The sequence below is a fragment of the Flavobacteriales bacterium genome (genome assembly GCA_013001705.1).
Classification (GTDB): Bacteria; Bacteroidota; Bacteroidia; order Flavobacteriales_D; family JABDKJ01; genus JABDLZ01.
Genome location: JABDLZ010000181.1, coordinates 1 through 12,401, shown reverse-complemented (window position 1 = coordinate 12,401; position 12,401 = coordinate 1). Strand labels below are relative to the sequence as shown.

Annotated in this window: 13 protein-coding genes; 6 read left to right on the top strand and 7 right to left on the bottom strand. The window is 50.6% G+C overall.

What is annotated here, in order from left to right; all coding sequences use genetic code 11:
- A partial coding sequence (locus HKN79_07445; protein ID NNC83395.1) for a nicotinate-nicotinamide nucleotide adenylyltransferase occupies positions 1-491 on the top strand: 491 nt, incomplete at its 5' end.
- Positions 492-680: 189 nt separating this feature from the next.
- Positions 681-1,778: a hypothetical protein gene (locus HKN79_07440; protein NNC83394.1), complete on the top strand. Its 1,098-nt coding sequence runs from the start codon at positions 681-683 to the stop codon at positions 1,776-1,778.
- Here the strand turns inward: HKN79_07440 and HKN79_07435 are convergent, their stop codons facing one another.
- Genes HKN79_07435 through HKN79_07420 form a run of 4 tightly spaced genes read right to left on the bottom strand, consistent with a single transcriptional unit; the run spans position 1,779 to position 6,969 of the window.
- Positions 1,779-2,504: a class I SAM-dependent methyltransferase gene (locus tag HKN79_07435; protein ID NNC83393.1), complete on the bottom strand. Its 726-nt coding sequence runs from the start codon at positions 2,502-2,504 to the stop codon at positions 1,779-1,781.
- Between the two features lie 10 nt (positions 2,505-2,514).
- Positions 2,515-3,201 (bottom strand): lipoprotein signal peptidase, encoded by a 687-nt coding sequence (locus tag HKN79_07430; protein NNC83392.1) that lies wholly within the window; start codon positions 3,199-3,201, stop codon positions 2,515-2,517.
- Positions 3,176-3,568 (bottom strand): TraR/DksA family transcriptional regulator, encoded by a 393-nt coding sequence (locus HKN79_07425; GenBank protein NNC83391.1) that lies wholly within the window; start codon positions 3,566-3,568, stop codon positions 3,176-3,178. Before HKN79_07425 ends, HKN79_07430 begins: the two co-directional genes overlap by 26 nt.
- Positions 3,569-3,579: 11 nt before the next feature.
- Positions 3,580-6,969 carry an isoleucine--tRNA ligase gene (locus HKN79_07420; GenBank protein NNC83390.1) on the bottom strand — a complete coding sequence of 1,130 codons (3,390 nt, stop codon included), beginning with the start codon at positions 6,967-6,969 and terminating at the stop codon, positions 3,580-3,582.
- 138 nt (positions 6,970-7,107) lie between these two features.
- Between HKN79_07420 and HKN79_07415 the strand changes: the two genes are divergently transcribed.
- The gene (locus HKN79_07415) at positions 7,108-7,599 is read left to right on the top strand and encodes an RNA polymerase sigma-70 factor (GenBank protein NNC83389.1); all 492 of its coding nucleotides are present in this window, start codon (positions 7,108-7,110) and stop codon (positions 7,597-7,599) included.
- A gap of 69 nt (positions 7,600-7,668) precedes the next feature.
- Here the strand turns inward: HKN79_07415 and HKN79_07410 are convergent, their stop codons facing one another.
- Entirely contained in the window at positions 7,669-8,277 is a 609-nt protein-coding gene (locus HKN79_07410; GenBank protein ID NNC83388.1) for a hypothetical protein, read from the bottom strand.
- A gap of 193 nt (positions 8,278-8,470) precedes the next feature.
- Here HKN79_07410 and HKN79_07405 point away from each other — a divergent pair, with 193 nt between their 5' ends.
- Genes HKN79_07405 through HKN79_07395 form a run of 3 tightly spaced genes read left to right on the top strand, consistent with a single transcriptional unit; the run spans position 8,471 to position 11,794 of the window.
- Positions 8,471-10,159 carry a hypothetical protein gene (locus tag HKN79_07405; GenBank protein ID NNC83387.1) on the top strand — a complete coding sequence of 563 codons (1,689 nt, stop codon included), beginning with the start codon at positions 8,471-8,473 and terminating at the stop codon, positions 10,157-10,159.
- 1 nt (position 10,160) lies between these two features.
- Positions 10,161-11,393 (top strand): serine hydrolase, encoded by a 1,233-nt coding sequence (locus HKN79_07400; protein NNC83386.1) that lies wholly within the window; start codon positions 10,161-10,163, stop codon positions 11,391-11,393.
- Positions 11,390-11,794: a hypothetical protein gene (locus HKN79_07395; GenBank protein NNC83385.1), complete on the top strand. Its 405-nt coding sequence runs from the start codon at positions 11,390-11,392 to the stop codon at positions 11,792-11,794. The genes HKN79_07400 and HKN79_07395 overlap by 4 nt, the downstream gene beginning before the upstream one ends.
- 1 nt (position 11,795) lies before the next feature.
- On the opposite strand, the gene HKN79_07390 is transcribed toward HKN79_07395, so the two are convergent.
- Both HKN79_07390 and HKN79_07385 read right to left on the bottom strand, forming a co-directional pair.
- On the bottom strand, positions 11,796-12,224 hold the full coding sequence (locus HKN79_07390; GenBank protein ID NNC83384.1) for a hypothetical protein: 429 nt from the start codon (positions 12,222-12,224) through the stop codon (positions 11,796-11,798).
- A partial coding sequence (locus HKN79_07385; protein NNC83383.1) for a hypothetical protein occupies positions 12,221-12,401 on the bottom strand: 181 nt, incomplete at its 5' end. The genes HKN79_07390 and HKN79_07385, both read right to left, overlap by 4 nt.

Genomic DNA, 12,401 nt, shown 5'->3' with positions numbered 1-12,401 from the left:
GGCTGGTGATATCCCCACAGAACCCATTCAAACAACAGGATGACCTACTGGATGAATCCAAGAGACTGAGGCTGGTCAAGCGGGCCTTGGACGGGCATTCACGAATCAAGCCCTGTACCTTCGAATTCGACCTTCCTAGACCATCATACACCATCGACACCATGCGTGAGATGACGGCAAAGCATCCAGAGGAGGAGTTCTTTCTGATAATGGGCAGTGACAATCTGATAGGCATTGAAGGCTGGAAGGAGTACAAAGTCCTGATCACCGAGCATGAATTGGCCGTGTATCCCAGACCTGGCTATGCGCTCGAGGAGGGCTATATCGAGCGATTAGGAGGTCGCATCACCCTGACCGATGCTCCCCAGATGGACCTGTCAAGTACAGGTATCCGGAATGCGATCGCAGAGCAGCGTCCCTGCCGATTCATGATGCGCGCTGCGGTATGGAGGGAGGTGGAGCGGAAAGGGTATTACTCTGTAAAGACCTGAACAAGGGAGATTGGATTCTGCAGGATTTCTTCCATCTTCACGTTGCACCAACCCAACTGACCATTGCTTCGCTTTAGTTGGACAATATCATTATTCATCCTAGGCGTGTTGACCAGCCACAGTTTAGGCCAAGAGCAGACAAGCAGATTCTCTTCGCATCATCTCGGACTGCAAGCACACCTAGGGGGAATGAATACACCGAATCATGGATTTCCCGAGCTATCGCCCCAGAAGGGTATCAGCGTTAGTGTGGGGAGGTCATGGGCAGACACTTCCCTTCACTGGGTCAATGTACTAGGCCAAATTTGTACTGGGTGGTCGGCCAATTGGACTGACCTTGGCAATAGGGATAATGTCGGACATGCGTATTCTCTTATGCCTTATCTGGAACGAGGAGTGGGTAGAAGGGCGACACCTGCTTGGAGTGCACGTATAGCCTTAGGGATGTCCTACATCGACAGAAAACATCATCAACAGAAGAATCCATTGAACCTTGCCACCTCAACTGACGTGAATTGGACTTTTCGAGCAATGATCCAGCGGAACTTCCATTCAGAACTTGGATTTCGATGGAAGCTTGGTCTTGGATATATCCACCATTCCAATGGGCATATCCGATTGCCAAATCAAGGATACAATTCCTTCGTGCTCTCGATGGGGATCGAGTCATCACGAAGCATTGGGTACCTCTCTCATACGCAAGAAGGCGCACAGCTGGTGCATAATTGGTTAAGTGTGAGATTAGGCCTGGGTATGAATAGCCTTTCCCTCGACTACAATGACCCACAGCCGGTGCTTGATCTGGATATATCCTTTAGCAGAGTATATAGACATACCCTGAGAATCGGTTTTGGACTGTATTTGCGACACTATAGGCATTACAAGAACTTGCTTCAGAGCGAAGATGTAGTACTGGAGGCCTATCCCGACCTGATCGAACGGCCGTATTGGAATGCGAGCAGTTGTGGACTGGATGTCGAGTTGGAATTGCTCATGGGACACGTAGGAGCCGAGATGGATATAGGTATCAATCTGTTCAAACCAGCATATAAGTTGGACTGGATGTTAAATGAAGGGCATTTTGAAGAGGGAGAATACCACTATGGAGAAATGAACTGGTACTATACCGTCAAACGGTATATCGCATCGCGATTGGCGCTTAATTACTACTTAAAGCATACAGAGAAGGAATGGCAATGGAATCCATATGCATCAATCTCCTTACAGGCCAACCTCGGGCAAGCGGATTTTACCAGTCTGAACTTCGGGATAGTGAGGAAGTGGTGATCACTTGACTCTCAGAATCTGATTATACGCCTGTTGGAAGCGATTGACTACCGGAGTGGTCTTCGGATCCAGACCTAGAACATTGCAGAATCTCTGCATCAGCCCAGGTAATACACGCACATGGGTGAGGTGCTCCCCTCTCCAGGAGTCCACTATCTCAAAGCCATGCTCCTTGGCCAGGCGGTCCCAATAGCTGGGAGCTTGTACATTGATGTGCGTGGTGTTCTTGTCGGGAATGCCGATCAAGGGCCATGAACGCATCTCATAGGCAAAGGATCGATTGGGCGTGGTCATGAGGACCAGACCTCCAGGAGCCAGGTATTTCTGTACGTTTCTATAGAATGCGGCCGGCTCTTCCAGATGTTCCGTGACGTCCAAGCAGGAGATGAAATCGAAATGACCTTCTGGGTATTGCCAGTCGGAATCTTCAATGGCACCCTCCTTGATCTCTGCTGAAGTGTATTGACGGGCGATCTCGATAGACTTCGGAAAGGGGTCCAGTCCATGGGATGTGAGACCGAGTTCCCTCTCGGTGAATATCATGAACAGACCATAGCCAATACCTACATCCAAAGAGCGCTGAGCATCGGGGCGCAGGTATTGACGTACCCGCTCTATCTTGGGTAGGTACTTCTCACCTTGGAATTTCTGGCCTTCTTCCGAGAAGATGCGCTCTGTATCGGAGAGGTAGGTGATGTTCTCCGTATCGTCCTGTTGTTGATGCATGGCTTGCAAATTAGGGTCGCTCTTCTTCATCATTCTCATCGAGAACGGCCTTCAGTCCTTCTTCAGGGAAGAATCGCTTCTGGAAAATGAAGATACAGGCCAGCCCCACTGTAATGGCCGAGTCCGCGATATTGAACACGGGACGGAAGAATTCGAATTCGGTCCCACCAACTTTGGGTACCCAATCGGGCCAATGGAAGCTGAAGAGGGGAAAGTGGAGCATATCCACGACATTACCCATCATGAATGCGGCATAACCACCATCAGGCGGTAAGAAGTCAGCTGTGATGGGAATATTGGGCGGGCTCTCACTGAAGATCAGGCCATAGACGGCCGAATCGATGATATTGCCAATAGCTCCGGCCAATACCATGGAAGAGGCCACGATGAAGCCCGGGTGATAGCCCTTCTGAATGAATCGATAGATATAACGGGCAATGACGATGACCGCGAGTACACGGAAAGAACTCAAGGCGATCTTGCCCCATTCCCCTCCGAATTCGAAACCGAAGGCCATGCCGCGATTCTCTAAGAAATGGATGTAGAACCAATCACCCAGCACAGCGAAACGCTCATTCTGGTACATATGAAGCTTGACCCAGATCTTGGAGACCTGGTCGATCGTAAGCACAGTAAAGATGGTGATGAGGGCTCTTCTCAAGACGGGTGATTCAACCTTGGGCGTTCTTCGCCTCAATGCTCAAGGTAGCATGTGGAACGAGCATCAGCCGTTCTTTGCGGATAAGCTTGCCAGTTACGCGACATACACCGTAGGTCTTGTTCTTGATACGGATCAAGGCCTCTTCCAGGTGGCGGATGAACTTCTCTTGACGCATGGCCAATTGGGCTGTCTCCTCTCGGGACAAGGTCTCTGAACCATCCTCCATCATCTTGAATGTAGGAGAAGTGTCGTCCGTACTGTTATCATCCGTATGGGTCAGTGTACCCTTGAGCAATTCCAGATCCTCGCGGGCGGCCTCCAACTTCTCATTGATCAATCCCTCGAACATTTTGAGGTCCTTGTCCGAGTAACGGACGAAATCATCGGTTTTCTTTTTAGCCATGTTCTTGTTCTTTAATTGGATCTGACGATGGTCAATCTTGTGGAGATGTCGTCCGTCAAGCTTAGCTCCAGTGGACTCCCAACGCTCAGATTATCAACTATTTCTAGTGATTCCGCGAGGATTTCCGCGCAAATATAGTTTTTGTTCGCAATGATGGCAGGATCTACAGCCTGATGGCTCTGTACCTCTACAGCAATGCGGTCGGTCACCTCGAAATCCATTTCTTTTCTAAAATTCTGCACCTTGTTCACCAATTCTCGGGCCATTCCCTCCTCTAAGAGCGCTTGGCTTAGGTGGATATCCAGTGCAACAGTCAGTTCTTTGTCACTTGCAACGGACCATCCCGGGATGTCTTGTGAAGTCAGTTCTATCTCCTGACGGTCCAAGGTATGGGCTTCTCCGTCTACCATCAATTCCACTTTCTCCTCGCTCTCCAGAGTGGAGATCTGCTCGGCAGTCATGTCCTTAATAGCGGCTGCCACCGTTTTCATCTGCTTTCCGAAACGCTTTCCGAGCAGCTTGAAGTTGGCCTTGGCCTGCTTGACGATGGTATCGTTGTCGGTGCCCAATAGCTCGATCTCTTTCACATTGACCTCTGAGCGTATCAATTGGCTGACCGCTTCTATACGCTGGCCCATACGATCATCCAGTACAGGGATCATGATACGCTGTAAAGGCTGACGCACTTTGATCTTCTCCTTCTTGCGCAGGCTGAGGACCAATGAGGAAATGCGTTGTGCCAGGTCCATTCTCTTTTCCAGATCGACATCTATTGATGATGCGTCCACCTCGGGGAAGAAGTCGAGATGTACAGAACCATGAACGCTTCTGCCAGTCACATGACTCAGGTCGCGATAGAGCTTATCCGAAAAGAATGGAGCGATGGGGCTGCTGAGAATGGCGACTACCTCCAAACAGCGATACAGGGTCTGGTAAGCGGCTATCTTCTCCGGTCCGTACTCTCCTTTCCAGAAGATCCTTCGGCTCAGACGCACATACCAGTTGCTCAGGTCATCCAAGGTGAAGTTCTGAATGGCTCTAGCTGCTCTGGTGGGCTCATAATCCGCATAGTGTCCTTCCACCTCTTTGATCAAGGAGTTCAGTTTGGAGAGGATCCACTGGTCGAGTTCTCTCCGCTCGGCAATGGGAGTGTCGGGCTCTGAATAGCTGAACCCATCGATATTGGCATACAGAGCGAAGAAAGAGTAGGTATTGTAGAGGGTGCCGAAGAACTTGCGCTGAACTTCGGTGATACCATCCGCATCGAAACGCAGGTTGTCCCAAGGCTGCGCATTGCTGATCATGTACCAGCGCGTAGCATCCGCCCCATATTTCTCCAGCGTCTCAAAAGGGTTCACCGCATTACCGAGTCTCTTGGACATCTTCTGTCCATTCTTATCGAGTACGAGCCCGTTGGAGACCACATTCTTGTAGGCTACCGAGTCGAAACACATGGTGGCTATAGCATGCAGGGTGAAGAACCAGCCCCGCGTCTGATCCACTCCTTCTGCGATGAAGTCGGCCGGGAAATAAGTTCCCTCATCGATCAACTCCTTATTCTCGAAGGGATAGTGCAATTGCGCATACGGCATGGAGCCCGAGTCGAACCATACATCGATGAGGTCGCTCTCACGCTTCATGGGTTGGCCACTATCTGAGACGAGGATGATCTCATCCACATAGTTCTTATGCAGATCGAAGGATTCGTAATTGAGTTTGGACATATCGCCCACCTCGAAATCGGCCAAAGGGCTATCGCTCATCAGACCAGCTGCTATGGATTTCTCTATCTCGGATTTCAGCTCTTCTACCGACCCGATGCATTTGGCCTCGCTTCCATCCTCAGTGCGCCAGATGGGGATAGGTATGCCCCAGAATCGTGAGCGGGACAGGTTCCAGTCATTCAGGTTTTCCAACCAGTTGCCGAAACGGCCTTCACCCGTGGACTTGGGTTTCCAATTGATGGTCTTGTTCAGCTCGATGAGCCGGTCTTTCATGGCCGTGCTCTTGATGAACCAGGAGTCCAGCGGATAGTAGAGCACCGGTTTGTCTGTTCTCCAGCAATGCGGATAGCTGTGCTCGTATTTCTCTACGAGGAAGGCCTTATCCTCTTCTTTGAGTCGAATGGCGATCTCTACATCCACGCTTTTCTCTGGCGCCTCGCCCTCGGCATAGTATTCATTCTTGACATACTTGCCTGCCAGCTCCTTCATCTCTGGACGGAATCGTCCTTGTAGGTCCACGAGAGGCACGGGATTATCATTCTCATCCAAGACCAGCATGGGCGGAACTCCGGCCTCCTTGGCCACCTGGGCATCATCGGAGCCGAAGGTGGGAGCGATGTGTACGATACCTGTACCGTCCTCGGTGGTGACGAAATCTCCAGTGATCACTTGGAACGCATTCTCCGCATTCTCATAGGGAAGAGCGTAGTCCAACAATTGCTCGTAGCGCATTCCCTCGAGTTCGGAGCCTTTGATCTCTCTCAACACCTCTACCTCAGCATCAGGCTTTTCCTCGACCGTGTACGTTCCTATTTCTGGCTGGGCGTGCTTGAAGTAATAGCTGAATCGGTCTTTCGCTATCACCCCGATATAAGGGTTCTTGGAGTATCTGTCCTTCGTGCGGAAGACTAGATAATCGATCTTCTTGCCCACGGCCAGCGCGGTATTCGATGGAAGTGTCCACGGAGTGGTCGTCCAAGCCAAAAAGTACTGCGGCAAGTCGGAATCGACAGGCAACCCAGAACCCGAGACCCGGAACTTCGCGATAGCGGAAGTATCCTTCACGTCCTTGTAGGTGCCCGGCTGATTGAGTTCATGAGAGCTGAGACCGGTACCCGCCTTGGGGGAATAGGGCTGTATCGTGTAGCCCTTGTAGAGCAAGCCCTTGTCATAGAGTCTGCGGAGCAGCCACCATACCGTCTCGATGTACTTGTTCTCGTAGGTGACATAGGGGTCATCCATATCCACCCAATAGCCCATCTTCTCGGTGACATCGGCCCACATGTCGGTGTAGCGCATGACCGCTTCACGACAGGCTTTGTTATAGTCCTCCACGGATATACTCTTACCGATATCCTCTTTGGTGATTCCCAGCTCCTTTTCCACACCCAGCTCGATAGGTAGGCCGTGGGTATCCCATCCGGCCTTGCGTTTGACCTGCTTGTTCTTCAGGGTATGGAAGCGGCAGAATATGTCCTTGATACTCCGGGCCATCACATGATGGATTCCCGGTTTCCCGTTGGCCGATGGAGGCCCCTCGTAGAAGACATAGGATGGCCTTCCCTCCCGGGTGGAGATACTCTTCTCAAAGGTGTTCTCCTTCTTCCAGGTGGCCAACATTTCCTGAGCGACCTGAGGGAGATCCAATCCTCGATATTCTGGATAGCGTTCTGCCATGAATTGGCTTTTCTAAAAAGGAGCCCGAAGGTACTAAAGATCGCTCGGTCATGCGAGTCGCGGATAGGCTTAGATTTGGGCTGCTCTATGAGACTCCTATCCATCATCTTCGCCTTTGGTCCCAGCTCGGGTAGGGGCATGGATCTGGAGCAGTATCGACAGGTCTTCGATGAGCATTTCGACAACCTCAGGAACTTCCTCTACTATAAGCTCGGGGACGCTCAACAAGCGGAGGATATCGCTCAAGATGCCTTCATCAAACTCTGGGAAAAACGGGATGAGATCCGAATGGGAACGGTCAAGACCTTTGTGTTCACCATTGGGAACAATCTGGCCATCAATCACCTGAAGCATTTACAAGTGCGCTTCAACTTTGCCAATCGTACGGTGAGGATGCATTCTCAAGAATCACCTGAATTCTTACTCGAAGAGAAGGAGTTCAAACAAAAGCTGGAAGATGTGTTGGCCTCTATCCCGGAAGGCGCCAGAGAGGTCTTCCTCATGAATCGACTTGAGGATAAGAAATACGCGGAGATTGCAGAGATGCTGGGAATCTCAGTCAAGGCAGTTGAGAAGCGCATGAGCAAGGCCTTGAGCATATTGAGGGAGGAGTTGGGGTACAAAGTGTAGGACAAAGCCTATAGCTGCCTGCCCACTCAAGGGCAAAAAGCAATCCAATGCAAGAGAATGACGGCTTGATCAATCCAGCTCCTTGAGCTTTTCTGAAAGACCCTTGAAGGTCTCGTAGGGTCCTTTCTCCACCATGATATTTGCCATCCAGGGAGGGATTCCACCTCCAGGATCCAACTTCAGAATATATTCTATGTGGATCTTATCCTCCTCGGGCATGGTCACCTTCCAAGTCGCCTGGTAATTGGAGACCCGGATCAGATCGGGTTTTTCAGGAATGGGCTCTTCAGCTTCGGTTCCGATGATCGTCATCGAATCGGGTAAGTTTTCGGTTTGGAATTGCAAGTGAATGACGGATTCACGATCGTCCATCGGCCATGGCATCTCGGTCACTACAGTGTAGAGGAAGTCGAGCGTAGCATAGGTCTCCACTATCTCACACGAACTTGATTTATACACCCAATCAGTCATCCCACTGACATCTGAAATGACCGAAATGAGCTTCTCATAGCTCCCGTCCAGTGTGCATTCCACCTTAGTGGCCCTGAATTCTGAATCGGGCACTTTAGAAGAATAGACTTGTATTCCGCTCTTGTCCTTTTCCAGTCGCCAATCATACTGACTGCTCATCAGCAGGGGTAAGACAATGTATGATAGGATGAAAGCTATTCTAAACATGCAAGAGTTAAACTCAAAGGAGGGGCCATAAATAGGCAAAATTCCAGAACGAATAATCCCGCCTGGCCATTGTTCGACATACCTAGAGAATTTTGATTGCTATTCAGATTGTCATTTTGATTCAATCAGGTAGGATTGTCAACCTATGGCGAAATGTATTTGCCCATCCCTCGCTAAATCCGACCTTTATGCAATGCGACATCTATTGACCACCACACTCTTACTTTTCGCGATCTCTTTATCGGCCTTCGAGGTCGTGGAGGTCAGCCCTGCGCGCAATATCATCGATGCGACACCTGATGCGGTCATTTCCATCACTTTCGATGAATCGGTCGATATCAATTCCGTGGTAGGGGTGGGTGATGTATCGGTATTCGGCCGTTGGTCAGGACCGGCAGACATCGATATCACAGTCGATGGATTCGGCAATACGCTGACCATAAATGCCTTCGAACCCTTCTTTGCCGGGGAGTATGTCATGGTCAATCTGGCATCTACCGTGTCCTCATTGGATGGGACAGAAATGGGACAAGGTTTTGCCTATGGATTCTGGATCCGCACCCTTCCCGGGCCAATTGACCTCGTGGACACCGGGCATCTAGAAGTGCGCTTGGAATCGGAGACATTCATCCAGAGTTATGGGGCCTATGCAGGCGATCTGGACCACGATGGATGGGGAGACTTGGTCGTGGTGAACGAGGTAAGCAATGACATCCGCATCTTCATGAGTGATCAAGGCACTTTTTCAGACTTCATCATCCAGTCCTTACCTGGAGCGAATAAGCCCTCATCCAATGAAGGCACCGACTTGAACATGGATGGAGAGATCGATCTGGTCATCGGCAATACCCAAGGGGATGTGATGAGCGTGGTCATGGGAGATGGCTCCGGGGGATTCGGGCCTGAGACCACCTATCAAGCGAGTCAAGGCGTGCGAGGTGTATGTGTATTGGATATCGATGGGGACGGGGATATGGACGCCGCCTCTGCCAGCAGAGTGGGTAACGAGATCCACCTCTACTTCAATGACGCGGATGGCAACCTGACCGAGGGGCAGGCCGTACAGACATCTGCCCAAGGAGAAACCGCCATCCTCGCAGCCGATATGAATGAGGATGGATTGACCGACCTGGTGATCGGGGGCTATGTGAGCGATGAACTCCTTGTACTGGAGAATTTGGGGGACGGCACCTTCGAAGAGATATTCCCGGTGGATTGCGGGGACGGTCCTTGGATGATCGGTATGGGGGATGTCAACGGGGATGGACACATAGATATCGGTTCTGCCAACTCAGGAGACAATACCATGAGTATCCATCTAGGGGATGGACTGGGAGGCCTGTCAGAAGGTGACTATATGAGTACGGGCAGCTTTCCTCTGGCCATCGACTTCGGTGACCTGGACGGAGATGGGGACCTGGATGTGATCTCCAGCAATTACAGCGGAGGCGATTATTCCTTCTACGAGAACCTAGGCACAGGAGAATTCGACAACCTGATCACCTATGATGCGGAGATTGCAGGCAGCTGTGCCCTCTTCCACGACCGGGACAATGACGGTATGATGGAGATCACCGGTATCGATGAGCTGGCCGATGTGCTGATATTCTTGGACCAAGCACCTAGCGGTCTGGACGACTACATTGATGAGGCATTGCTCCCTTCCCCTAATCCTTTTCAGAACAGCTTCACACTGAATCTTCCCGAAGGGCACGGACTGACAGAACTCATCTTGGTCGATGGTTCTGGAAAGACCTGCGACAAGGTAAGCGTGCAGATAGAGCATGGACTTTTTGAATGGTCGCCTGAGGTAAAGTCAGGCCTGTACTTCATCGTAGATCCACTGAACAATCGTAGATTGGCCTCGATCATCAAAGATTGAGATGCCTCGACTTATCAAGTTCATCCTTTTCATCTTCATCCTCCTAGGAGTCGGAATCCTGGGTCTCTATATCACCGATAATGAGCATGTGCTTACCGCTCTGCGCAGCACGTATCTGATCGGCCGGTCGGGACCGGATACGGATAATCATAAATTCTTCGAGAATCGGACCGTGCAGGCCACCGACCCACAGCCATGGGAGTATCATGAAGACTTTAATTCCCATCGACTCAGTCTGGAAGACTCGACCCTTCTGGCCGCCTATCGGACTACTTCCTTCTTGGTCATCCATAAGGGAAAGATCCTCTATGAGAATTACTGGGAAGATGGCTCGGATACCATGTGGTCCAATTCATTTTCCATGGCCAAGAGCATCACGAGCATGTTGATAGGGGAAGCCATTGAAGATGGGCTGATACGGAGTGTCGAGGATAAAGCCTCTGATTATCTCACCGATCTAAAAGGCACCGACAAGGAGGATGTGACCATCAAGCACCTACTTCAAATGACGGCCGGTATCGGATTCGATGAGCACTATGGAGACCCTTTCGGCTTCATGGCCAAGGCCAATTATGGAGATGAGATGTACCAGAAGACATTGTCCTACCCCCAGGTCTATGAGCCCGGTACGCGATGGGAGTATTTGGGTGGATGCACCTTGTTGCTCTCCTATATCGTACAGGAAGTGACTGGCAAGACCTGTACGGAACATGCCCAAGAAAGACTCTGGGGACCGCTCGGGGCCGAACAGGATGCCCTGTGGACCTATGACCCCAGCACGGGAAGAGAAAGGGCATTCTGCTGTTTCTATTCCAACGCTACCGACTTTGCTCGCTTCGGGCAACTCTTTCTATGCGATGGCAATTGGAAGGGAGAACAGCTTATCAGCCCACAGTGGGTCGAGGAGAGTCTGACTCCGTGTATGGTACCCGATGCTACAGGTGAGCCGGTCGATCATTATGGTTATCAATGGTGGCTCAACAGCCACAAGGGTATAGATGTGCAATGTATGCGGGGGCTCAAAGGGCAGTATGTCATCGTCATCCCGGAGCGGGAGGCCATACTTGTGCGACTGGGTCATGAACGTTCGGATGAGCGTATAGACCATGCCCCTAAGGATGTCTATGAGTTTCTGGATATCGCTTTGAAGATCCTTCCGCCTATCCCAGAAGAATACAAGAGGGAGCCCCTGCCCGCTGATTCCCTGGAACTTGAAGAAAGCCTGAGCCCATGAAAGCGGATATCGAGCGGCCAGAAGTGACGGAGGTGGGTGTGGCCATCATCAAGGAGGAGAATGAAGAGGGGGAGCTGGTCTGGAACAGCTATCTCATCAATATGAAAGACCATGAGATAGAAGGGGTATTGGTCTCTTCGAAAGGCTATGGAGAGATTAAAGGGGAGAAGCGAGAGACCTCTATGCTCAGGCATTTCTTGGATGAGGTCCCAGCTAAAAGCCACCAGAAGATCGAGCGGATCATAGAAGAAGTCTTCGGGCTATTCAATGAGTATTGGGTGAGTTTCTATGATGGAGGGAAGATGTACGACAAGAAATACATCTTCGTCCCAGAAGCCATCAGCGAGGAGAATTTCATCGAGATACCTTTCGTGAAGAAGAAAGGAGTCTTGATCGTCTGAATCAGTATACCCTCAGCAATTCTAAGGCCTTCTCTCGATTGAAATCGAAATCATCTTGCTCGGTATAATACTCCAAAAGTTGAATGGCCTCATCTTTCTTGTTCAGACCTACCATACAAAGTATCTTATACCATTCAGCGATCTGAGTGGCAGAGGCGTTGTGTTTCTTGAGTTCTTCTAGAAGAGTGGCCGCCTGCCAGAAACAGTCAGTTTGCATCTCCTTCATGGCCTGGTCCAATAGCGCGGCATCTGTTAGGTCTAGATGGATGGAGGTCATCTCCTCTTGATACAGTTCGAAATTCTCGGCATAGAAATCATGCATTTCGTAGTAGACCTTCTGATAGATCAGGAAAGCACCCAATAGAAATGCCAGAACACCTATGATCCTCCACCTCTTGGCACTGCGTGCGAGCTCTTGACTGCGACTCATGCGGTGAATCTAGTCAGGATAGCGCGCACCTGTCCCACATAACCTCCACCGAAAAGCAGCACATGGACCAAGAGCGGATAGAGATTGCAGAGGTCCACTCGGTCTTGCCATTCGGGTTCCAAAGGAAAGGCCTCATCGTAAGCGGCATAGAATCGCTGATCGAAACCTCCGAAAAGC

Excerpts from the sequence above, each read along its gene's own strand:
- HKN79_07440 (NNC83394.1), top strand. The coding sequence starts at position 681 with ATGAATACACCGAATCATGGATTTCCCGAGCTATCGCCCCAGAAGGGT.
- HKN79_07435 (NNC83393.1), bottom strand. The coding sequence starts at position 2,504 with ATGCATCAACAACAGGACGATACGGAGAACATCACCTACCTCTCCGAT.
- HKN79_07425 (NNC83391.1), bottom strand. The coding sequence starts at position 3,568 with ATGGCTAAAAAGAAAACCGATGATTTCGTCCGTTACTCGGACAAGGAC.
- HKN79_07420 (NNC83390.1), bottom strand. The coding sequence starts at position 6,969 with ATGGCAGAACGCTATCCAGAATATCGAGGATTGGATCTCCCTCAGGTC.
- HKN79_07415 (NNC83389.1), top strand. The coding sequence starts at position 7,108 with ATGGATCTGGAGCAGTATCGACAGGTCTTCGATGAGCATTTCGACAAC.
- HKN79_07410 (NNC83388.1), bottom strand. The coding sequence starts at position 8,277 with ATGTTTAGAATAGCTTTCATCCTATCATACATTGTCTTACCCCTGCTG.
- HKN79_07405 (NNC83387.1), top strand. The coding sequence starts at position 8,471 with ATGCGACATCTATTGACCACCACACTCTTACTTTTCGCGATCTCTTTA.
- HKN79_07400 (NNC83386.1), top strand. The coding sequence starts at position 10,161 with ATGCCTCGACTTATCAAGTTCATCCTTTTCATCTTCATCCTCCTAGGA.
- HKN79_07395 (NNC83385.1), top strand. The coding sequence starts at position 11,390 with ATGAAAGCGGATATCGAGCGGCCAGAAGTGACGGAGGTGGGTGTGGCC.
- HKN79_07390 (NNC83384.1), bottom strand. The coding sequence starts at position 12,224 with ATGAGTCGCAGTCAAGAGCTCGCACGCAGTGCCAAGAGGTGGAGGATC.